This is a genomic window from Flavobacterium beibuense F44-8 (genome assembly GCF_000769915.1).
Classification (GTDB): domain Bacteria; phylum Bacteroidota; class Bacteroidia; order Flavobacteriales; family Flavobacteriaceae; genus Flavobacterium; species Flavobacterium beibuense.
This window is the reverse complement of record NZ_JRLV01000003.1, coordinates 100571-122308: the sequence shown is the minus strand read 5'-3', so window position 1 is coordinate 122308 and position 21738 is coordinate 100571. Positions and strand designations below refer to the sequence as shown.

The window sequence follows — 21738 nt, the reverse complement described above, 5'->3', positions numbered from 1 at the left end:
AAATCTTATGAAAAGAACCGTTCTATTACTATCATTGGCAGCAATGACGCTGACATCGTGTGGATCCAAAAAGAAGATTGCCGAGTTAGAAGCACAGAACAAAGAGATCCAAGATCTGCTTAATACGGCAACAGTTAAACTGAACACTTGTTTATCCGAAAAAAGTTCATTATCTGATCAGGTTGATTATCTAAAGAAAACAAACGCTGACCTTATAACGAATGTGGGTAATGTTACTACATTATCTTCTAAAGGAGCAGAGAATTTAGAAAAAACGCTTGAAAGCCTAAAAGAAAAAGATCTTAAAATAACAAGACTACAGGATGCTATTACCCGTAAAGATTCTGTAACATTAGCTTTAGTATCTAGTGTTAAGAGAGCTGTAGGTATAAACGATCCGGATATTGAAGTTAATGTTGAAAAAGGTGTTGTATACATCTCTATTGCTGATAAGCTTTTATTTAAAAGCGGTAGCTATCAGGTAAGCGACAGAGCTAAAGAAATTTTAGGTAAAGTTGCAGCTATTGTAAAAGATAAATCAAACTTTGAATGTATGGTTGAAGGCCACACTGATAATGTGCCAATTAAAAACCCTGTACTACAGGATAACTGGGACTTAAGTGTTAAGCGTGCTACTTCAATCGTAAGAATATTACAACAGGACTTCGGTATTGAACCAGGTAGGCTTGTAGCTTCAGGTCGTGGAGAGTATGTTCCTTTAGAGTCTAATGACACTGCCGAAGGACGTGCAAGAAACAGAAGAACAAGAATTCTTATTCTTCCTAAAATCGATCAGTTCTACGACATGATTGAAAAAGAAATGAAGAACCAGAAATAATATTCGGGTTAAAAAATATTAAAGGCTGCCATTTGGCAGCCTTTTGTTTTTGGTGATTATTCTGTTGTTCTATTATTTAAACTTATTACCAAACTTAATTATACCTGAAGGCAAACTCAGCACAATCGCGGTAATAAATATTAAAAGCAATATAACCAGCATAAGGAAATACAACACTCCCCCTGCTGTAGTAAGATCAGGAAATTCTGCTACCGCATAAAAAGCAGTAGAGAAAAAAGCGATTGTCGACAATATTAAACTTAAAATCCTCATAATCCTTAATTTGTTTTGTGGGGTAAAATTGGTTAACTGGAAAAGGATTGTTTACATGATTCCTTCACAACATTATTTTTGTAACAAATAGTTATAAATTAAATATCACAAAAACATTAAAAAGATTGATAGTCTTTTTTAGATCGTGGTTTGGTTAAACACTAGTAAAATTACAAATAAATTGTTAATCTATGTTAAGTATGACTAAATATTTTGTTATTTAATTTGTTTTTTAACCAAATTTGAATATTAAATATTTAATTTTTAGATAAAATGAAATAAATCCAAACATTTTATAATAAGCAAATAAATACTTATTTTCGTACGCGTAAAATAAACCGGAAAAATACATACTGATGAAATACGATATTATTGTTTTAGGAAGCGGTCCTGGTGGTTATGTAACCGCTATCAGGGCTTCTCAGCTAGGATTTAAAGTAGCTGTTGTAGAAAAAGAAAACCTTGGAGGTATATGCCTTAACTGGGGATGTATCCCTACTAAAGCACTTTTAAAAAGTGCTCAGGTTTTTGACTACCTTAAGCATGCTTCTGATTACGGATTAACAGTAAAAGAGTTTGATAAAGACTTTAATAAGGTAATTGAGCGTAGCCGTGGTGTTGCCGATGGTATGAGCAAAGGTGTTCAGTTCCTTATGAAAAAGAATAAAATTGAGGTTATCTATGGTACCGGTAAAGTAAAAGCAGGTAAAAAAGTAGATGTAACCGATAAAGATGGTAAAACAAGCGAAATCAGTGCTGATCATATCATTATAGCTACAGGAGCACGTTCAAGAGAACTTCCTAACCTTCCTCAAGATGGTAAAAAAGTTATAGGATACCGTCAGGCAATGACATTACCGGAACAACCAAAATCTATGATTGTTGTTGGATCCGGAGCTATTGGTGTTGAGTTTGCTCATTTTTACAATGCAATGGGAACTCAGGTAACTATCGTTGAATTTATGCCAAATATTGTTCCTGTTGAAGATGAAGACGTATCAAAACAATTTGAACGTTCACTAAAAAAAGCAGGTATAAAAATTATGACTAACTCTTCTGTTGAGAAAGTAGACACTACCGGTAACGGAGTTAAGGCTACTGTAAAAACAGCTAAAGGAGAGGAAATTCTTGAAGCAGATATCGTTCTTTCTGCAGTAGGTATCAAATCAAATATCGAGAACATTGGTCTTGAAGAAGTTGGTATCGCTACAGACAGAGATAAAATATTAGTAAACAGCTACTACCAAACAAACATCCCTGGTTACTACGCTATTGGTGATGTTGTTCCTGGTCAGGCACTTGCACACGTTGCTTCAGCAGAAGGTATTCTTTGTGTTGAAAAAATAGCAGGTATGCACGTAGAACCTCTTGATTACGGAAACATCCCTGGATGTACTTATGCTACTCCTGAGATTGCTTCTGTAGGTCTTACAGAAAAACAGGCTAAAGAAAAAGGATACGACCTTAAAGTAGGTAAATTCCCGTTCACTGCATCAGGTAAAGCAAAAGCTGCAGGTACTCCTGATGGTTTTGTAAAAGTTATTTTTGATGCCAAGTACGGTGAGTGGTTAGGTTGCCACATGATTGGTGCCGGTGTTACCGATATGATTGCTGAGGCTGTAGTAGCACGTAAACTTGAAACTACAGGTCACGAAATACTAAAAGCGGTTCACCCTCACCCTACTATGAGTGAAGCGGTAATGGAAGCTGTTGCAGATGCTTATGGTGAAGTAATTCACTTATAAGAACTTAAATAAATAATAAAAAAGACTATCCCTAACAAGGATAGTCTTTTTTATTTATATTTATAACTACCAACAATTACCAACAAAAATGAAATCAAAAATAGCTTATTTAGCATTCTTTATAATTTTCCCTTTTTGCTTTATTAACGCTCAGGAAAAAGAACAGGAAACCGTTTTCCCTACCCCTATAGGCTATGTAAACGATTTTGAAAGCTTGTATACTAAGGAGCAGGTTGAAGAGCTTGAAAAGCTAATTACTGACTTTGAAAATGAAACCACTAACGAAATTGCCATAATAACTATTGACAATATAGGAGGCTATACTGATTTTTACGAATATGCATTAGACTTATCCAAAAAATGGGGTGTTGGAAAAGCTGATAAAAACAACGGACTCATTATTATTTTCAGTAAAACACTACGTAAAGTCAGAATTAATACCGGCACAGGTACCCAACAGGTTATTAGCGATGAATTCTGTAAAAAATTAATTGACAGCTACTTAATTCCGAACTTTAAAGCCAATAAGTACTATGAAGGTTCAAGAGAAACACTTCTTGCTTTGTTTGAAGCATGGAAATAAGCTGTTTACTAATACTTTCACTTATCTATAACATAGTTACCCGTAGTTAATTTGTAATTTTACTTTTGTTAAACTATAAATTGCAATGTAATGGAAAAAGGAAACTACGGAAAGTTTTTACTCATGCTACTGGTTTCATTTATAGTTATGTATGCTGTAATGTATGCTAATGTAGCCAGTGAAGAGCATATTTATTTTAGCCTCAACCGTTTTTATATGACAATATTAATGGTAGTGCCCATGGGTTTTATTATGCTTTTATTTATGCAAAGGATGTATAAAAACCGTAAAAAGAACAATGTGTTAATTATAACAGGCGTACTGCTTTTTACAGCGGCTTTTGTTATGTTGAGAACACAAACTTATATCAATGACGTGCGCTATATGGAAGCTATGATTCCGCATCATTCATCAGCTATATTATCAAGTCAGCATGCTGATTTAAAAGATCCCGAAGTACAGGAGTTATCTAAAAAAATAATCGAGTCTCAGCAAAAAGAAATCGAACAGATGAAAGCTATGATACAACGATTAAAAAACAGTACTGAAGAATAACTCAAGCTGTTAAAAATAGTACTACTCCCCTCCTTACTAAATATCAGATTTTTATTATATTGCGTTCTTTTAATTCGCAAGGCACTTCATGAATAACATACCGGATAAGATTACCAAACAAATAAGCCTTACCCAGGCATTAATTCCAATAATACTACTTGTCGGCTTTTTAGCAGTAAACGTTTACATTTTTGAGAGTGACGCCATTAGTGGTTCCAATCAGTTTGTTTTATTAATGGGCGGCGCTTTTGCTGCTATTGTTGGGTTTATCAATAACGTACCTTACAAAAAGATGCTTAATAAAGTATCTAAAAACATTAAATCTACAGCGGGAGCTATACTCATACTTTTACTGGTAGGATCCCTTTCAGGCACGTGGCTTGTTAGCGGTATTGTACCTGCTATGATTTATTACGGACTTAAAATTTTACATCCTGAAATATTTCTTCCTGCCTGTGTGATTATTTGTTCTATAATATCAATAGCTACCGGTAGTTCATGGACTACTTCAGCTACAATTGGTGTTGCATTAATAGGGATTGGGAACACCATGCATATCAATCCGGGTATGGTAGCAGGAGCGGTTATCTCAGGAGCATACTTTGGCGATAAGATGTCTCCCCTTTCAGACACTACAAACCTCGCACCCGCCATGGCAGGAACTGACTTGTTTACCCATATAAAATATATGGCTTATACCACAGTGCCTACCTATTTAATAACACTAATACTATTTATTATTTTAGGACTCACCCAGTCAGCAGATGGTAGTGCAGAAAATACTCAGGCTACACTTATTGCCATTAAGGAAAGTTTCACTATCAGTCCGTGGTTATTTGTAGTACCGGTAATAGTAATTGCATTAATTATTAGAAAAACAGAACCACTTATCGCTCTATTAATAGGCACACTATTAGGTGGACTATTTGCTTTAATATTTCAGCCTGAGCTAGTAGCTAAAATTGGCGGAGGCGAAAAACTGGATTTTATTTCAGGGTATAAAGGAGTAATGAATTCCATTACCATAAGCAGCACAGTAGAAACTTCAAACGAAACCCTTCAGGATTTGTTTGAATCTAAAGGTATGGTTGGAATGCTCCCTACCATATGGCTAATTATATGCGCCATGGTATTTGGAGGTATAATGGAAGCTATTGGTGCTCTAAAAGTTATAAGTAATGCAATGCTAAAAGTTGCCAATGGTGTTTTTGGGCTTTTTGCAAGTACTGTAGGAAGTTGCATCGTTTTAAACATTACAGCTTCAGATCAATATTTGGCTATTGTAGTTCCAGGTAAAATGTTTGCCGAAGCCTACAGGGAAAAAGGATTAGCTCCTGAAAACCTAAGCCGTACACTGGAAGACTCGGGTACTGTTACTTCGGTACTTGTGCCATGGAATACCTGTGGTGCATACCAGTCGGGAGTACTTGGCGTACCTACCCTTACCTATTTACCATATGCCTTTTTTAATATACTGAGCCCTATAATGACGCTTACCTTTGCAGCTCTTGGTATAAAAATCAGAACGTTAGCCGGAAAATTGCGTTCAACATAAGGATTCTCTATATTTCAATAGGGATAAATGATGATGTTAGCTATAACCAAAAGCTATTAAGATCTATTTTTGCAACAAATAAAAATTATAAACCATAAAAATTAATTAATAGTATGTCTTTAGTAGGAAAAAAATTCCCAAACATTACAGTTGATGCTATCTCAGAGATGGGTGACAACCTTAAAATCAATGTATTTGAAGAAGCTGTAAACAATAACAAAAAAGTACTTTTATTTTGGTACCCTAAAGATTTCACTTTTGTATGCCCTACAGAACTTCACGCTTTCCAAGCTGCTCTTGGTGAGTTTGAAAAAAGAAACACTATCGTAATTGGTGCTTCTTGTGATACTAACGAAGTTCACTTCGCTTGGTTAAACACTCCTAAAGCTAACGGTGGTATTGAAGGTGTTACTTACCCGCTTATCGCAGATACTAACAGAAACCTTTCAAGCATTCTTGGTATTCTTGATGTTGAAACTGCAGGATACAATGAAGAAACTGACTCAGTTTTACTTGAAGGTTCTAACGTAACTTACAGAGCTACTTACCTAATCGATGAAACAGGAAAAATTTTCCACGAAAGCGTAAACGATATGCCTCTTGGTCGTAACGTAAACGAGTACATCAGACTAATTGATGCTTATACTCACGTACAAACTAAAGGTGAGGTTTGCCCTGCAAACTGGGAAGAAGGTAAAGAAGCTATGACTGCAGACCGTAACGGTGTTGCATCTTACCTAAGTGTAAACTAATAAATATTTGACGAAGCCATGTTACAGGAACTTGAAAAAGATAATCTTGCAGAAATCGTATCGGCTGAACCAATTGTAATAGTACAATATTCAGCAGGATGGTGTGGTAACTGCAGAATCATGAAGCCGAAATTCAAAAAAATGGCTTCAGAGAATGAAAATATAACGTTTGTATTAGCTGATGCCGAGAACTATCCGGAATCAAGAAAACTAGCTAAAGTAGACAACCTGCCTACATTTGCTACTTTCAAAAACGGAAACCTTATAAATCAGGTACAAACAAACAAGTTAGACGTATTAACCGATTTAGTCAATGAAGTTACCAGTAATTAAGCATTTAACGCAATTTATAGAAGATAACGATCAGGATTACATAATTGAAACCCTGGACGTACTTGAGGCACTAGCTGAAGTTCCTTCTCTTAAGGATGAAGAACTTGATGTAATTGGAGAGCTTATCTCTAACATGTATGGAGCCCTTGAGGTAAATAAATTAGTTAAAGACGGTATGGATCGCAAAGAGGCATTAAACACATTTATGTCGCGTGTTCTCGGTGCGATTGACAAGAATTAGGTTTATCATAATTTGGATAAATAAACGCTTCCTGGAAACAGGGAGCGTTTTTTATTTACATTTGTTTAAATATTAAACTACACTATGCAACTCTATATAAAAAACATGGTTTGTAACCGCTGTATTATGGCGGTTAGAACTGAACTCGAAGCCATAAAAGCCCCTGTAAAATCAATAGAACTGGGAGAAGTAACTATAGATGGAGATTTATCTGCCTCTCAATTACAACAACTGGAAGAGTCACTTACGCGCTTAGGTTTTGAAATAATTAATGATAAGAGAAGTAGGCTTATTGAACAGATTAAAAATGAGATTATAGCTCTTGTACATCATTCGGGAGAAGTACTTAGTCAAAATCTTTCGTTTTGGTTGGCCGAAAAAATGCATTATGACTATACTTATCTTAGTAACCTGTTCTCTGATATTGAAGGCACAACTATCGAAAAATATTATATAGCACAACGCATAGAGAAAGTAAAAGAGCTTTTGGTTTATGATGAAATGTCTCTTAGTGAAATTGCCGATAAAATGGGTTACAGCAGTGCTGCTTACTTATCGAGTCAGTTTAAAAAAATAACAGGCTTCACCCCTACTCATTACAAATCGATAAAAGAAACCAAACGAAAAAAAATAGACGAGCTTTAGTATTTAAACAGTTAGCTTGAAGTAGTTTTTTATACTCTTAATGTATTTATAAAACTAGAAGCACCATCTTCTTCTTATAATATATTTTCTTACTTTTGTTAGCTAATCAAATCTATTAAAATGGCTAATATAACTTTAGGAGGGAATCCAATAAAAACATCGGGCGAGCTGCCTCAAAATGGTAGTGCAGCACCAGAATTTACACTTATAAAAACAGATCTTTCACCAGCTTCACTAGCTGACTTTAAAGGTTCTAAGTTAGTACTTAACATCTTCCCAAGTATTGATACAGGAACATGTGCTACATCTGTAAGAAAATTTAACGAGCAGGCCGCTTCTCTTGAAAACACAAAAGTACTTTGCATTTCACGCGACCTACCATTTGCTCAAAAGCGTTTTTGTGGTGCTGAAGGTCTTGATAATGTAATTACACTTTCTGACTTTAAAGATGGTGCTTTTGGAAACAACTATGGTCTTACCATTGCTGATGGTCCTCTTGCAGGATTACACTCACGTGCTGTTGTAGTATTAGATGAAAACGGTAACGTAAAATACACTGAACAGGTTTCTGAAATTGCAGACGAGCCTAATTATGAAAATGCTCTTGCAGCACTTTAATAATTCTCTTTAATGAAGGACAAAAGGTTTATTAGTGGCAGGATTAAAAGCTTTACCTATGCTTTTAAAGGTGCTTGTAAACTTATAGCCACCGAACATAGTATAATGGTACAGGCATCTATTGGTGTACTGGTAACCATAGCAGGGTTTTATTTTGAAATATCTGCTGCCGAATGGCTTTTCCAAACTATGGCTATAGGGATGGTTTTAAGTATAGAGGGACTTAATACTGCTGTCGAAAAAATAGCCGACTTCATTCATCCGCAATATCACGAAAAGATAGGATTCATAAAAGACATTGCAGCCGGTGCCGTATTTTTTGCGGCACTTTGTGCTGTTATAGTAGGCATAATAATTTATTACCCTAAATTTTTCTGCTGATTTAAGGTTTTATTCTATTTTTACAAGTAGATCAAGTTTATAAATGGCAAAAAGCAACAAAAAAAATACCGATAAAAAAGAAGCTAAACCTGCTTCAGAAAAAAAGAAATTTCAACTGTCAAGATCCCAAAAGGTTTTGCTGGGAGCACTGTTTTTCCTTTTTTCAATAGCACTGTTACTTTCATTTGTTTCCTATTTTCTCTATGGTGATTTTGACCAAAGCGGACTTACGGTTTTAGGTGACAGGCAGGAAAAAGTATATAACTGGCTGGGTAAGTTTGGAGCTTATCTTGCAGACTTATTTTTATACCGTGGCTTTGGTGTAGCATCGTTTATTTTTATTCGCTTTTTCTTTTTACTCGGCTCTTATCTTGTATTAGACTTACCCGTAAGCAAACTTAAAAAAACACTCTTCTGGGATTTATACCTAGCAATAATACTATCTGTCTTATTCGGTTTCTTTAATAGCTATCTTCCTCAATTAGGCGGAGTTATAGGATATGAAATAAACCTTTACATGCAGGACTATCTTGCTAAAACCGGTATATTACTAGTTCTAATTTTTGGTTTAGTTGTATTTCTTATTCTTAGAATTAAAATCTCACCCGATGCTATTAAAACTTACTTTGAAAAAAGACAACAGGAAAGAGAAGCCGCCGAAGAAGAAAGAAAACTTAAGGAAATGGCTGCCGAACAGACAGAAAGTAATTTCGCAGCATCTCCGCTCCCAATTAATAATAGTACTGTTCCGGCAGAACCTGAATATGATGAGGAAGATGACCCTGAACTTGAAAACATTCAATTAAAAACTAATGAGACTAAGTCGGCTTTTGAAATCGACAAAGAATCACTAAAACCTACCATCAGTCATTCTTCAGAAATCAACCTTAATCCATCTGTAAAGGAAAAAGAACCTGAAGCAACTGATGATAATACTATTAAAACCGATGATGATACTTTTGTTATTGAAAAATCGGCAGAGGAAGATGTGGTAGAAGAAAATCTGGCATCAAAACTGGTGGCCGACTTTGGAGAGTTTGACCCTACCCTCGACCTTTCAAATTACCAAGTACCCTCTATCGAGCTATTAAAAGAATATTCCTCTGGCGGTATAACCATCAATCAGGAAGAGCTCGAAGAAAACAAAAACAGAATTGTAGATACACTTAAAAACTACAAAATAGATATAGCCCAGATTAAAGCTACTGTTGGTCCTACTGTTACTTTATATGAAATTGTACCTGAAGCGGGTATACGAATTTCTAAAATTAAAAATCTTGAAGATGATATTGCGCTATCATTATCAGCTTTAGGCATACGTATTATTGCCCCTATTCCCGGTAAGGGTACCATTGGTATTGAAGTACCTAACAAGAACCCTACTATGGTATCAATGAAAAGCGTTATCGCTTCTCCTAAATTCCAAAATGCCGAAATGGAATTACCTGTAGCTTTAGGTAAAACCATTTCAAATGAAACATTTGTGGTAGACCTTGCAAAAATGCCTCACCTTTTGATGGCGGGTGCTACAGGTCAGGGTAAATCAGTTGGTTTGAATGCATTACTTACCTCTCTCCTATACAAAAAACACCCTGCAGAGGTAAAATTTGTATTGGTTGACCCTAAAAAAGTGGAACTTACACTTTTTAATAAAATAGAAAGACATTACTTAGCAAAACTTCCTGATACGGAAGAAGCTATAATAACCGATAATACTAAAGTAATCAATACATTAAACTCTTTATGTATTGAAATGGATAACCGTTACAGCTTATTAAAAGATGCAATGGTTAGAAATATAAAGGAGTACAACGACAAGTTTAGACAACGTAAACTAAATCCGGAAAACGGACACCGCTTCCTGCCTTATATTGTACTGGTTGTTGATGAGTTTGCCGACCTAATTATGACTGCTGGTAAAGAGGTAGAAACACCTATTGCACGTTTGGCTCAGCTGGCACGTGCCATTGGTATTCACCTTATCATTGCAACACAAAGGCCATCGGTTAACGTTATTACCGGTATTATTAAAGCTAACTTCCCCGCAAGGATTGCCTTTAGGGTAACATCTAAAATTGACTCCCGTACTATTTTAGATAACCAGGGAGCCGATCAGCTTATTGGTAGAGGTGATATGCTTTACACTCAGGGTAACGATCTTACCCGTGTACAATGTGCATTTGTTGACACCCCTGAAGTAGAAAAAATAACCGAATTTATAGGTTCTCAAAAAGCTTACCCTGATGCTTATCTCCTACCTGAATATGTAGGTGAAGAAAGTGGCACCAATCTTGATAATGATATATCTGAAAGAGATGCAATGTTCAGGGAAGCAGCCGAAGTTATTGTTACAGCACAACAGGGTTCGGCGTCATTGCTTCAGCGTAAATTAAAACTGGGGTACAATCGTGCCGGAAGGCTTATAGATCAGCTGGAAGCAGCAGGTATTGTAGGTCCGTTTGAAGGCAGTAAAGCCCGTAATGTTTTAATACCTGACCTAACAGCTTTGGAGCAATTTTTTAAGAATGAAGAAAACAACTTTTAAAATGTACAAATTAATCAGGGTAATAATAGTATTTTTTATCACCTTTTCACTTAGCGCACAAAACTCTCAAAAAGCAAAACAATTGCTGGATGACGTATCGTCTAAAATTAAAGGATACGATAATATCGTTTTTGATTTTAAATACAGTTATACTAATCCAAACAGTAACCTAAATCAGGAAACAAAAGGAAATGTTTGTATGAAAGGTGATTTGTATATTTTGAATTTTATGGGAATTACCCGTATTTTTGACGGTAAAAAAATATATAATATTGTTCCTGAAGATGAAGAAATAACAATTTCGAGCTACGATAGTGAGAAAAAAGATGATCTTACTCCTTCAAAAATGCTTACATTTTTTACTTCAGGATACAAATACTCATGGGATATACTACAAAACGTAAAAGGACGTAAAATACAATACGTTAAACTAAAACCTACAGAGGGAAAAGACAATGTTAAAGAGATACTTATAGGTATTGATATCCAAACAAAACATATTTACAACCTTATTGAAGTAGACGACGATGGCGGTAAAACTACATTTACCATAAATTCTTTTAAAACTAATCAGCCATTGTCAAAAAATCATTTTACCTTTACCGAGAGTAAATATCCTAATTATTATATTAATAGATTAGACTAGTTTTTCCGGTGAAAATTTTAGACCGCTATATCCTCAAATCGTTTATAACGACATTTGCCACTGTATTTATAATCCTGTTCTTTATATTTATATTACAGGGTGTATGGCTGTTTATTGCCGAATTAGCCGGGAAAGATCTTGGTGTTTGGCTGGTAATAAAATTCCTTTTGTTTTATTCTCCAAAAATGATTCCGCTTGTACTCCCCTTATCCATATTGCTGGCGAGTATAATGACTTTTGGTAGTTTTGCTGAGAATTATGAGTTTGCAGCCATGAAATCGTCTGGTATTTCATTAGGGCGTGCCATGAGAGGACTTACCATTTTCATCATTTCTCTTAGTATTGTGGCTTTTATTTTTGCTAACAATGTTATTCCAAAGGCAGAATATAAGTTTGTTAATCTAAGAAAAAACATTATCCAAAGACAGCCTGCAATGGCTATTGCTGCCGGTCAGTTTAATGCTATTGGCGACGACTTTAACATTAAAGTCAATAAAAAGGATGGTGAAAAAGGCGAACAGTTAACAGGCGTCACTATTCATAAAAGAAAAAAAGGCGAAGAATATGCTACGATAATCAAGGCTGAAAGAGGCTTACTTACAAGTAGTGAATCTTCTAACCTACTTCAATTAGAACTTTTTGATGGTTATTATTATGAAGAGCTAAAAACTAAAAACGTAAGGGATGAGAAAAAAATGCCTTTTGCAAAAAGTACTTTTAGCAAACAAATAATGAATATTGACCTTTCCATGCTTAATAAAAACAACATGGATGAAGAGCAAATTTCACAAACAAACAGCATGCTTAATATAAGTGAACTAAATTACACTCTTGATTCGCTTCAAAACAGCTATACTAAAGAAACACAATCAATTCACGATAACATAGTAAAGCGTACTACAAATACACTTTCACGTGAAATAAGCACTTCTGAAAGAGATTTGAGCAATCTTGAAAAAGAAAGAGATACGCTTAAAAAAGATAAAAATAATTTATTGAGCCTGCTTACAACTTCAAAAAAACAAAGAATACTGGATATTGCTACAAATAATACAACAAGCAACATCACCATAATTAAAAACAGTAAAGCTGCTCAAAATGAAAGAATGAAAAACATAAACAACCACTGGCTGGCTTTCTTTGAAAAGTTTGTTATTGCCTATGCCTGTATATTGATGTTTTTTATTGGTGCTCCACTTGGTGCAATTATCCGTAAAGGAGGAATTGGTCTTCCTATTGTTTTTGCCGTTATCATATTTATAATTTTCCACTTTATAAATACATTTGGTAAAAAACTGGCTCAGGAAAACGGTATACCTCCGTTTTTAGGTTCGTGGATGTCATCTTTTGTATTGACTCCGCTAGCCATATTACTCACTTACAGGGCTACCAATGATATTGGTATGATAAATATGGATTCTATAATCCATCAAATAACTAAACCTTTTCAAAAATTATTTAAGTTAAAATCAAACGAAGAATAAAATGTCTGCCGAAAATATAAAACTAAATACTATAGAAGAAGCTATAGAAGATATTCGCAACGGTAAAGTAATTATTGTTGTAGATGATGAAGACAGAGAAAATGAAGGCGATTTCTTAGCTGCTGCCGACAAAGTTACTCCCGAAATGATAAACTTTATGGCAACACACGGTAGAGGCCTTATATGTACCCCTCTAACCGAAAAACGCTGTAAAGAACTTAATCTTCATGCCATGGTAACTAATAATACCGACAGTATGGAAACTGCTTTTACAGTATCTATCGACTTAAAAGGTAATGGTGTTACAACAGGTATATCTGCACACGACAGAGCCAAAACTGTTGAGGCATTAATAAAGCCTGAAACAAAACCGTATGATTTAGGTCGTCCCGGACACATTTTTCCTCTTATAGCCAAAGAAGGTGGCGTGTTAAGGAGAACAGGCCATACAGAGGCTGCTATTGACTTTGCAAGGCTTGCAGGGTTTAGTCCGGCCGGTGTTATTTGCGAAATAATGAAGGAAGACGGCTCTATGGCAAGATTACCTGAATTATATGAAGTAGCCCAAAAATTTGACCTTAAATTGGTTTCTATAGAAGATCTTGTTGCTTACAGAATGCAACATGACAGCCTTATCCAGAAAAAAGAGGATTTTGAGGTTGAAACCCGTTTTGGAACCTATAGATTAAGAGCCTATCTGCAAACCACAAATAAGCAAGTACATATTGCTTTAACTAAAGGTAGCTGGAATAAAGGAGAGCCTGTACTTACAAGAATAAACTCTACACAGGTAAATAACGACATTCTAGGCACTTTAACGAACGATGCCGACAGAAAGCTTGATAATATGTTTAAACGTATTAACAAGGAAGGAAAAGGCGCTATTTTGTTTATTAACCAGGAAATCCAACCATCTGAACTTTTAAATCGTATTAAAGAATTAAAAGAATTGCAGTCACAAGGTGTAAATAAAGCTCCTCAGGTTAAGATGGACGTGAAGGATTTTGGTATCGGTGCACAGATTTTACATGATATTGATATCTCAAAAATACGATTACTAACTAACTCTGCACAAACAAAACGTGTAGGTATGATAGGCTATGGCTTAGAAATAAGCGAGTATGTTGAATATTAAGAAAAATATATTTTTCTTAACTCAAAGGAAATGAAAGGCTTAAAAAATAACACGAAAATATTTTAATTTTTTTGCTTGAAATGTTTTTGAAAACCGGAAAAGCTTTCTATATTTGCACCGCAATCAGGGAATGAGAGCGACATACTGGAGAAATGGCAGAGCGGTCGAATGCGGCGGTCTTGAAAACCGTTGACTGTAACAGGTCCGGGGGTTCGAATCCCTCTTTCTCCGCAAAAGTTTCAAATGAAACTTAAATCAAAACCTCAAAGTTAAACTTTGAGGTTTTTTATTTTTAATCTAGTCCTTCCATAGCAGTGTCATTACATTAACAGGGCAAAAACACCAAGCTTCTTAACTTAGTGACTTCCATGGATACTATAAACCACCATAATGATTCCTGATCTTATGATAGTGCCTTTTTAAAAGGGAAGGTGTGTTATTGGACATATGTAAATTTTATAAATAAGTTGATTATTATCAATCAAAGCTTAAAAACAATTACTCAAACTGTTATATCTTCTGGAAGCATCGGCATGAAATTATGATAATAAGGATAATCATTCCAAATAAAATCAGTACTTATTGAACTGGCAAAAAAATCACTTAATTCATAATCATACCCATTGGCATCATAAATATAATCAACATCATTATTTTCATAATAAACCACTAAAGAAGGTATATTATAATTATCTCTTGGATAAATATTCGTATCTCCATAAAAATATTTCATTTGTTTATATACTTCATTGCTATTTAAATCAAGCTTACATGAGGCTATACATAAACCTTCATTATTAAAAACAAATCGTTCCTTTGATTCAATATTTCCATTAAAGTAATTAAGACATTCATAATATACCTCACCATTTGAATTAATTTGTTTATTATAGAATATTACAAACCTCCTTAATACAGAGACATACTGGTCGATTACATCTTCAAAAACTTCTCCACTATCTAAATAGTAATCAACTCTAGTCAATATGATTTCATCACTATTCCTATTTTTCGGAGCAAATTTCTCTATTTTCTTTAATAAGCCGTTATTATATGTTTCTTTATTGTAAAACTTTAGTCTTTCAGATTGTTCAAGTGACACCAATACCCCATCTGAATTTGTGTATTTAATTGTTGTCGTCATAAATTGTTAATTATTTAAATTTTAAGCATGGTTGAAAATCATAAAGCCCTCCTTTTTTAATAACAGCGAATTTCACTTTTTCCAAACGAAACTAAAAAAAACACATCAAAGTTAAAACCTTGAGTTTTTTTTAATCGATTCCTCTCATAGATGTCATTGTTCCCTAATATCAGTAATAGCAAATTTATTCTTGATTATTACATTTAAAATTATTAATTTATTCTTTCCAAAAAAAACGAATCACCCCATGATAAAACTCCCCAAGCTTAGAACTACATTTAATAAAGGTGTTACTCTCCCCAGTTTACTTTTTATAATTTTTATAACGCTACTATCTGCGATTTACCCTCAACTAACTGAAAATGCTTTAAACGTTATAAAGGGGTTCATATTTGTTAATCTTAACTGGGTGTATGTTTGGGCAGTTACCATATTTGTACTCTTTCTTGTTTACTTAATGTTCAGTAAATATGGTAATATTAAATTGGGAAAAAATGACAGTAAACCTGAGTATAGTTTTTTCTCATGGATTTCAATGCTTTTTGCTGCAGGTATGGGGATAGGATTAATGTATTTTAGTGTAGCCGAGCCTATGCAACATTACTCTAACGAAATATTTTCCGGAAGCCATTATATTAACAGGGCAAAAAACGCTCAGTTATACACTTTTTTCCATTGGGGTATACATGCATGGGCAATATATGGAATAGTTGGCTTATCGCTCTCCTATTTTGCTTACAGGTATAGGTTGCCTTTATCTCTAAGAAGTTGTTTTTATCCTTTACTAAAAAACAGGATAAACGGAAAACTGGGTAATGCCATTGATATTTTTGCTCTATGCAGTACTTTTTTCGGTATCACTACAACATTAGGGTTTGGTGTGGTACAAATTAACTCAGGACTGCAAACATTAAATATAGTTTCAGATAATAGTTTTACTAATCAAATTCTAATTGTAAGTATACTGGTCACTATTTCTATTATCTCTGCCGTTGCCGGAGTTAATAAAGGAGTAAAACTATTAAGTAATATCAATATAATTAGTGTAATTATTCTTTTACTGTTTGTTTTGCTATTAGGACCAACCGTATACCTGTTAGGAAGCTTTACTGAAGGTATAGGTAACTATATCAATAACTTTTTTAATCTAACCTTTAGTACTCATGTTTATGAAGAGGAAACACTGCCTTGGTTTTACAATTGGACAATTTTATATTGGGCATGGTGGATATCATGGTCGCCTTATGTTGGCTTATTTATTGCTAAAATTTCAAAAGGACGAACAATAAGGGAGTTTATTTCTGCTGTACTTATCCTTCCTACTCTATTTAACTTTATCTGGATGTCGGTTTTTGGCAACAGTGCCATATGGTTTGATTTACATAATGCCAAAGGAGCCCTTAGCAGACTTGCCGATAATCCTGATGCATTAATGTTTCGCTTTCTAGAATACCTGCCCTTCCCTGCTATTGTGAGTTTTTTGGTAATTGCTATTATAATCATATTCTTTGTGACCTCTGCCGACTCGGGAATATTTGTAATGAACAGCATCGCTACAAAAAACGCGAAAATTTCTCCAAAATGGCAAACTGTATTATGGGGATGCCTGCTTGCAGTATTATCGCTTTTCCTACTAAATGCTGGAGGATTAAAGGCTTTACAAAGCATGACATTAATAACTGCATTACCTTTTTCAGTTATCATAATATTGTTCATGATAAGCCTTACAAAAGCACTAACAATAGACCGTAATTATTATGACAGGGAATTTTCGGTATCAACTGTTTCCTGGTCTGGGGAGTTTTGGAAAGAGCGCCTAAAACAAATTATCTCATTTAATGATAAAAATACTGTCGATGATTTTATAGAAACAAAAGTAAAACGTGCGTTCATTGAACTTCAGGAGGAGTTTAACAGCAATGAGATAGAAACCAAAATAAATGAGTATTCAAATCCAAAGAGAGTTGAAATTGAAATTCACTATGATATAGTAAACAACTTTATTTATGGTGTAGAAAACAAATCAAGAAGTGTTTCTGAATATCTTATTAATGAAGATAACTTACCTGATATAGATGAAAACAAAACCTTTTATCCTTATGCATACTTTGGAGATGCCCGTGAAGGATATGATGTTAGACTGTTTACAAAAAATGAATTAATCTCTGATGTACTAAAACATTACGAAAGGTTTATTGAAATTATAACCGAACAGAAAAACGAAATGTTTATTAGTAGCAATAACAACAGAAAAATGAAATAAATGAGCCTTTCTAAAAAGGTTGACAATTAATATAATAATCCCGACTATTAAAGGCAGTCGGGATTATGATTTTTATATACTTTTACTGAAAACGTAGTTATATTAATCTTGTAATCACTATTAATTTTTGCCAAATGACAAAAAGTACTTGCTTAATGATTACTAACTTTACCTAATGGAACAGCTTATTGAATATATTTTACAGTTTAGTAATTTAAATACACAGCAAATTGAACTTATTTCTAAAAATTCAGTTGAAACAGAATTACATAAGGACGAGTATTTTGCTGAAGCCGGTAAAAGGTTTGACTACTATGCTTTTATTTTAGAAGGTGTTTTCAGAATTTGTTACTATAACAGAAAAGGGGAAGAAATCACTAAATATTTTATTGAAGAAAACCACTTTATAGCAAACCCTTACAGGGCAGAACCTTTTACTGAATATATACAGGCTGCTACAGACAGTAAACTGATTATTTTTTCCCAACAGCAATGGAAGGAGCTTTCTAATACAATTTTAGACTGGGACACCATTACCAATAAAATATTCCATACCGCTTTAATGAAAAAGGTAGACAGGATGAGTTCTTTGGTCTCTGAAGATGCCACAACACGCTACCTTATGTTTTTAGAAAAATTCCCAACACTTGTAAATCGCATCCCTCTCTCCTATATCGCTTCTTATCTTGGAGTTACGCAATCATCATTAAGCAGAATCCGAAAAAATATCCATTAAGTTGCTTTTTGCCAAATGGCAAATGTTTTTAATTCCAGTTAATAGAACTTTGTATTGTTAATCAAAAAAAAAGTAAAAATGAGTTTTAAAGAAACAATTACAATTGGTGCCAATACAAATAATCCATTAACTGTAAAAAGATTAGGTTATGGCACAATGCAGTTACCGGGTGAACATGTTTGGGGTGAGCCTAAAAACAGGGATGAGGCCTTACAGATTTTAAAAACAACTTCTGAACAGGGGATTAATTTTTTAGACACAGCCGATTACTACGGACAGGATGTAACTAACCGACTTATTAAAGAAGCGTTATATCCATATAAGGACGACTTGGTAATATGCACAAAAGTTGGTGCAAACAGAGGTGAAGATAAAAGCTGGGGCATTTATGATAAACCTGAGGATTTAAGAGCTAGCATAGAAAATAATTTAAGAACCTTAAAAACAGAACAGATACAGCTTGTACATTTCCGTGTAATGCCTGGCTCAACTACACCTTTTGAAGAATCATTGAATGCCATGTTCGAGATGCAAAGGGAAGGAAAAATTATGCATGTAGGTTTGAGCAATGTAACTCCGGAAGAATTAACGAAGACTTTGGCTATGGGAAATGTAGCCAGTGTTGAAAATACATTTGGTTATGAGCAACGCAAAAGCTTCTCGGCATACGGAATGGAAATAAGAGGAATGCAGGAAGTAATGGATATCTGTATAGAAAATAATATCCCTATGGTTCCGTTTTTCTCATTACAAAGCTCTTTACACAACAAGGAAAATAAAATCGTTGAGATTGCAAAAAAATATAATGCATCACCGGCACAAATAAACCTAGCGTGGCTATTACATTATAATGATTTGATTTTACCTATTCCGGGGACTTCAAAACTAAATCACTTAAACGAAAACATTAAAGCTTTTGACATAAGGCTTACCGATGAGGATATGGCCTTTTTAGGATAATCCGTCATAACCAAAAGGTACAGTTTAGCTGTGCCTTTTGGTTTTTACTCTTTCCTATTTTTAAAGTAGTTTACTTAACTTAATAATGAACGAAATAAAAATAATGCAGAACTACATTTTCTCATTTACTAATTGAATTGACATATTATATTTAAACGGTATCCCCTTCTGGAAATAACGGGTATAAATTATGATAATAGGTATGCTGATCCCAGGGAAAATCAACCTGTGAAAACTTTGTATCTGCTAAAAACTGAGTTAAATTAATAGGTTTTACATAATCAAACCTGTTCTTTATATCAGATATATATTCTAGCTCTCCATTTTCATAATATTTAAATTCAAGCAACCTGTCTGATAACTCTCCCTCATAAACATTTTCATAGAAATACTTATTAGCTCGTTTTATGGCATTTGTATTTATATCGTAATCTATATCTACTAACCTTCTGTTATTTGAATCAAAAACAACTTTCCCTTTAAATTTTATAACTTTCTCTAATGAATACTCTGTCCAGTCCCACAAAGTATAATTACCATTAGTTTGCATGTTATTATATATAATACATCTTTTTCTCAAATCAATATCACAAAACTCATTAAGTATAGTATTAATATCTTCACTATCATTTAAAAAATAGTGCGTAATTCTATATCTACCTTTACGAGAATTTCCAAGATGAGTTCTTTTTTTTAAAAAACCATCAATATAAATCTCTTCATGATATTTATCAGATGTTAATCGTTCACCCTCTGTAATAGGATCTAACGTTTCACTTAAATATTTTGTGACTATAGCCATATCAATTTATACTCTTTATAAACTCTATTTTATACGTATTTAAAATTAATTCTTTTTTATAAGAATAAACTCAAATAAACAGTTTTAAGTATTTATCTATTATCAAATCATTTAGTGAGTTATATTTTTCATTAATTGATTTTTGAGTAAAAATTGACTTATGATATATATCATATTTTAAGTTCACTCTAACATCTTAATTTGCCTAAAACAAATTAAGATGGAATACTGGAAAAAATTTACACACAGCGAGCGCTTAAAACATATTAAAAAGGCATTACACAGCAATGTAAACTTCTCTGAAGATCCTTCGTTGGGATATCCAGCATCAAAGTTGGATGAAAAGGTTTTTAACGATGAGGCTCCGTTTTTAAAAGACAGCCCCGTACTGCAATCGTTTGTAGCAAACCCAAACCATATAGGCTGCCATACTTTTGGAACATCTGAAAAGGCTTTTAAAGGCACTCAGGACATTGAAAGGGAAGTTCTCAATATAGTAGCTGTTGATATTTTTAAGGCACAACCTGACTCGTTTGACGGCTATATAGCCCCGGGAGGTACCGAAGCTAACATACAGGCATTATGGGTGTACCGAAATTACTTTATAAACGAATTAAATGCTTCTCCTAATGAAATAGCCATAATAGCATCAGAAGATACCCACTACTCTATCCCAAAAGGTTCAAATCTATTAATGATAGATTATATCAAAATACCTGTTGATTTTGAAAACAGGTCGGTTAACAAACCGACTTTAGAAAGCAGTATTGAAAAAGCAATCATTAATGGTAAGAAATACTTCATTATAGTAGCTAACATGGGGACTACCATGTTCGGGTCTGTAGATGATGTAAATACTTATGTAGCTGTAATGGAACAAAACAATCTCCCTTTCAAGCTACATATTGATGCTGCTTACGGCGGATTTATATATCCGTTTAGTAATACAAAAAGTGATATGAACTTTAATAACCCAAATATAAGTTCCATTACTATTGATGCACATAAAATGTTACAGGCACCTTATGGTACGGGGATTTTTATCTGTCGTAAAGGACTTATTGAAAACGTACTGACTAAAGAGGCTGAGTATGTTGAAGGGATGGATTTAACCCTTTGCGGTAGCCGATCGGGAACTAACGCCGTTGCGGTTTGGGCAATACTTGCTACTTATGGTCCTCACACATGGTTTGAAAAAATAAGCATACTGCAAATGCGAACAACATGGCTATGTAATCAGTTAGATGAGTTAGGCATAAAATACTTCAGGAATCCATATATGAATATCGTAACCATTAAGGCAGAAGGAATCCCTGAAGAACTGGCTCATAAATTTGATTTGGTACCCCAAAAACATGATGAAACCAACCAATGGTATAAAATCATAGTAATGGGGCATGTTGAGGTAGAAGATCTTTTGCAGTTTATAAATGAACTTAAGGCGGTTAGAAACCTTATGGTTACTAACTAAAAACTATCAGGCATTTATACCTAAAATATCCAA

Annotated in this window: 22 protein-coding genes and 1 tRNA gene; 20 read left to right on the top strand and 3 right to left on the bottom strand. The window is 34.1% G+C overall.

Annotated elements, in window-relative coordinates; translation table 11 throughout:
- Positions 1-7 precede the first annotated feature (7 nt).
- On the top strand, positions 8-838 hold the full coding sequence (locus Q763_RS02695) for an OmpA/MotB family protein (RefSeq protein WP_035130951.1): 831 nt from the start codon (positions 8-10) through the stop codon (positions 836-838).
- 72 nt (positions 839-910) lie between these two features.
- Here Q763_RS02695 and Q763_RS02690 read toward each other — a convergent pair whose 3' ends face one another.
- The gene (locus Q763_RS02690) at positions 911-1111 is read right to left on the bottom strand and encodes a hypothetical protein (protein WP_035130949.1); all 201 of its coding nucleotides are present in this window, start codon (positions 1109-1111) and stop codon (positions 911-913) included.
- Between the two features lie 356 nt (positions 1112-1467).
- Between Q763_RS02690 and lpdA the strand changes: the two genes are divergently transcribed.
- The 15 genes from lpdA to Q763_RS02615 all read left to right on the top strand — a co-directional run bounded on the left by lpdA (position 1468) and on the right by Q763_RS02615 (position 14560).
- Complete coding sequence (gene lpdA / locus Q763_RS02685; protein WP_035130947.1) at positions 1468-2856, top strand: dihydrolipoyl dehydrogenase; 1389 nt, start codon at positions 1468-1470, stop codon at positions 2854-2856.
- An 88-nt stretch (positions 2857-2944) separates the two neighbouring features.
- Positions 2945-3439, top strand: a complete 495-nt coding sequence (locus Q763_RS02680; protein WP_052123198.1) for a TPM domain-containing protein — start codon at positions 2945-2947, stop codon at positions 3437-3439.
- A gap of 90 nt (positions 3440-3529) precedes the next feature.
- Entirely contained in the window at positions 3530-3994 is a 465-nt protein-coding gene (locus tag Q763_RS02675; RefSeq protein WP_035130945.1) for a DUF305 domain-containing protein, read from the top strand.
- An 88-nt stretch (positions 3995-4082) separates the two neighbouring features.
- Complete coding sequence (gene nhaC, locus Q763_RS02670; RefSeq protein ID WP_035130937.1) at positions 4083-5549, top strand: Na+/H+ antiporter NhaC; 1467 nt, start codon at positions 4083-4085, stop codon at positions 5547-5549.
- A 113-nt stretch (positions 5550-5662) separates the two neighbouring features.
- Positions 5663-6301: a peroxiredoxin gene (locus tag Q763_RS02665; protein ID WP_035130936.1), complete on the top strand. Its 639-nt coding sequence runs from the start codon at positions 5663-5665 to the stop codon at positions 6299-6301.
- 18 nt (positions 6302-6319) lie between these two features.
- Complete coding sequence (locus tag Q763_RS02660) at positions 6320-6634, top strand: thioredoxin family protein (protein WP_035130935.1); 315 nt, start codon at positions 6320-6322, stop codon at positions 6632-6634.
- Positions 6615-6875, top strand: a complete 261-nt coding sequence (locus tag Q763_RS02655) for a DUF6952 family protein (RefSeq protein WP_035130934.1) — start codon at positions 6615-6617, stop codon at positions 6873-6875. Before Q763_RS02660 ends, Q763_RS02655 begins: the two co-directional genes overlap by 20 nt.
- A 126-nt stretch (positions 6876-7001) precedes the next feature.
- Complete coding sequence (locus Q763_RS02650; protein ID WP_232297493.1) at positions 7002-7520, top strand: helix-turn-helix domain-containing protein; 519 nt, start codon at positions 7002-7004, stop codon at positions 7518-7520.
- A gap of 120 nt (positions 7521-7640) precedes the next feature.
- Entirely contained in the window at positions 7641-8138 is a 498-nt protein-coding gene (gene tpx / locus Q763_RS02645) for a thiol peroxidase (protein WP_035130931.1), read from the top strand.
- Positions 8139-8150: 12 nt separating this feature from the next.
- On the top strand, positions 8151-8519 hold the full coding sequence (locus tag Q763_RS02640) for a diacylglycerol kinase (RefSeq protein ID WP_035130929.1): 369 nt from the start codon (positions 8151-8153) through the stop codon (positions 8517-8519).
- 43 nt (positions 8520-8562) lie between these two features.
- Positions 8563-11064: a DNA translocase FtsK gene (locus Q763_RS02635; protein WP_035130927.1), complete on the top strand. Its 2502-nt coding sequence runs from the start codon at positions 8563-8565 to the stop codon at positions 11062-11064.
- 1 nt (position 11065) lies between these two features.
- Complete coding sequence (locus Q763_RS02630) at positions 11066-11710, top strand: LolA family protein (protein WP_232297492.1); 645 nt, start codon at positions 11066-11068, stop codon at positions 11708-11710.
- A gap of 8 nt (positions 11711-11718) precedes the next feature.
- Positions 11719-13194, top strand: a complete 1476-nt coding sequence (locus tag Q763_RS02625; protein WP_035130923.1) for an LptF/LptG family permease — start codon at positions 11719-11721, stop codon at positions 13192-13194.
- A 1-nt stretch (position 13195) separates the two neighbouring features.
- Positions 13196-14329, top strand: coding sequence for a 3,4-dihydroxy-2-butanone-4-phosphate synthase (gene ribB, locus Q763_RS02620; RefSeq protein ID WP_035130921.1), 1134 nt, complete (start codon positions 13196-13198; stop codon positions 14327-14329).
- A gap of 146 nt (positions 14330-14475) precedes the next feature.
- Positions 14476-14560: transfer RNA gene (locus tag Q763_RS02615), tRNA-Ser, on the top strand.
- Between the two features lie 271 nt (positions 14561-14831).
- Here Q763_RS02615 and Q763_RS02610 read toward each other — a convergent pair.
- Complete coding sequence (locus tag Q763_RS02610; protein ID WP_035130919.1) at positions 14832-15473, bottom strand: hypothetical protein; 642 nt, start codon at positions 15471-15473, stop codon at positions 14832-14834.
- Between the two features lie 247 nt (positions 15474-15720).
- Here Q763_RS02610 and Q763_RS02605 point away from each other — a divergent pair, with 247 nt between their 5' ends.
- The 3 genes from Q763_RS02605 to Q763_RS02595 all read left to right on the top strand — a co-directional run bounded on the left by Q763_RS02605 (position 15721) and on the right by Q763_RS02595 (position 19432).
- Positions 15721-17736 carry a BCCT family transporter gene (locus Q763_RS02605; RefSeq protein ID WP_035130917.1) on the top strand — a complete coding sequence of 672 codons (2016 nt, stop codon included), beginning with the start codon at positions 15721-15723 and terminating at the stop codon, positions 17734-17736.
- Between the two features lie 175 nt (positions 17737-17911).
- Positions 17912-18472, top strand: coding sequence for a Crp/Fnr family transcriptional regulator (locus Q763_RS02600; RefSeq protein ID WP_035130915.1), 561 nt, complete (start codon positions 17912-17914; stop codon positions 18470-18472).
- Between the two features lie 78 nt (positions 18473-18550).
- Entirely contained in the window at positions 18551-19432 is an 882-nt protein-coding gene (locus Q763_RS02595; protein WP_035130912.1) for an aldo/keto reductase, read from the top strand.
- A gap of 151 nt (positions 19433-19583) precedes the next feature.
- Here Q763_RS02595 and Q763_RS02590 read toward each other — a convergent pair whose 3' ends face one another.
- Positions 19584-20234, bottom strand: coding sequence for a hypothetical protein (locus tag Q763_RS02590; protein ID WP_035130910.1), 651 nt, complete (start codon positions 20232-20234; stop codon positions 19584-19586).
- A gap of 220 nt (positions 20235-20454) precedes the next feature.
- On the opposite strand from Q763_RS02590, the gene Q763_RS02585 reads away from it, so the two are divergent.
- Positions 20455-21705 carry a pyridoxal-dependent decarboxylase gene (locus tag Q763_RS02585; RefSeq protein WP_035130908.1) on the top strand — a complete coding sequence of 417 codons (1251 nt, stop codon included), beginning with the start codon at positions 20455-20457 and terminating at the stop codon, positions 21703-21705.
- Positions 21706-21738 lie beyond the last annotated feature (33 nt).

What these genes read in the sequence shown, in the direction of transcription:
- Q763_RS02695 (WP_035130951.1), top strand. Translation starts at nt 8, where the DNA reads ATGAAAAGAACCGTTCTATTACTATCATTGGCAGCAATGACGCTGACA.
- Q763_RS02690 (WP_035130949.1), bottom strand. Translation starts at nt 1,111, where the DNA reads ATGAGGATTTTAAGTTTAATATTGTCGACAATCGCTTTTTTCTCTACT.
- lpdA (WP_035130947.1), top strand. Translation starts at nt 1,468, where the DNA reads ATGAAATACGATATTATTGTTTTAGGAAGCGGTCCTGGTGGTTATGTA.
- Q763_RS02680 (WP_052123198.1), top strand. Translation starts at nt 2,945, where the DNA reads ATGAAATCAAAAATAGCTTATTTAGCATTCTTTATAATTTTCCCTTTT.
- Q763_RS02675 (WP_035130945.1), top strand. Translation starts at nt 3,530, where the DNA reads ATGGAAAAAGGAAACTACGGAAAGTTTTTACTCATGCTACTGGTTTCA.
- nhaC (WP_035130937.1), top strand. Translation starts at nt 4,083, where the DNA reads ATGAATAACATACCGGATAAGATTACCAAACAAATAAGCCTTACCCAG.
- Q763_RS02665 (WP_035130936.1), top strand. Translation starts at nt 5,663, where the DNA reads ATGTCTTTAGTAGGAAAAAAATTCCCAAACATTACAGTTGATGCTATC.
- Q763_RS02660 (WP_035130935.1), top strand. Translation starts at nt 6,320, where the DNA reads ATGTTACAGGAACTTGAAAAAGATAATCTTGCAGAAATCGTATCGGCT.
- Q763_RS02655 (WP_035130934.1), top strand. Translation starts at nt 6,615, where the DNA reads ATGAAGTTACCAGTAATTAAGCATTTAACGCAATTTATAGAAGATAAC.
- Q763_RS02650 (WP_232297493.1), top strand. Translation starts at nt 7,002, where the DNA reads ATGGCGGTTAGAACTGAACTCGAAGCCATAAAAGCCCCTGTAAAATCA.
- tpx (WP_035130931.1), top strand. Translation starts at nt 7,641, where the DNA reads ATGGCTAATATAACTTTAGGAGGGAATCCAATAAAAACATCGGGCGAG.
- Q763_RS02640 (WP_035130929.1), top strand. Translation starts at nt 8,151, where the DNA reads ATGAAGGACAAAAGGTTTATTAGTGGCAGGATTAAAAGCTTTACCTAT.
- Q763_RS02635 (WP_035130927.1), top strand. Translation starts at nt 8,563, where the DNA reads ATGGCAAAAAGCAACAAAAAAAATACCGATAAAAAAGAAGCTAAACCT.
- Q763_RS02630 (WP_232297492.1), top strand. Translation starts at nt 11,066, where the DNA reads ATGTACAAATTAATCAGGGTAATAATAGTATTTTTTATCACCTTTTCA.
- ribB (WP_035130921.1), top strand. Translation starts at nt 13,196, where the DNA reads ATGTCTGCCGAAAATATAAAACTAAATACTATAGAAGAAGCTATAGAA.
- Q763_RS02610 (WP_035130919.1), bottom strand. Translation starts at nt 15,473, where the DNA reads ATGACGACAACAATTAAATACACAAATTCAGATGGGGTATTGGTGTCA.
- Q763_RS02605 (WP_035130917.1), top strand. Translation starts at nt 15,721, where the DNA reads ATGATAAAACTCCCCAAGCTTAGAACTACATTTAATAAAGGTGTTACT.
- Q763_RS02600 (WP_035130915.1), top strand. Translation starts at nt 17,912, where the DNA reads ATGGAACAGCTTATTGAATATATTTTACAGTTTAGTAATTTAAATACA.
- Q763_RS02595 (WP_035130912.1), top strand. Translation starts at nt 18,551, where the DNA reads ATGAGTTTTAAAGAAACAATTACAATTGGTGCCAATACAAATAATCCA.
- Q763_RS02590 (WP_035130910.1), bottom strand. Translation starts at nt 20,234, where the DNA reads ATGGCTATAGTCACAAAATATTTAAGTGAAACGTTAGATCCTATTACA.
- Q763_RS02585 (WP_035130908.1), top strand. Translation starts at nt 20,455, where the DNA reads ATGGAATACTGGAAAAAATTTACACACAGCGAGCGCTTAAAACATATT.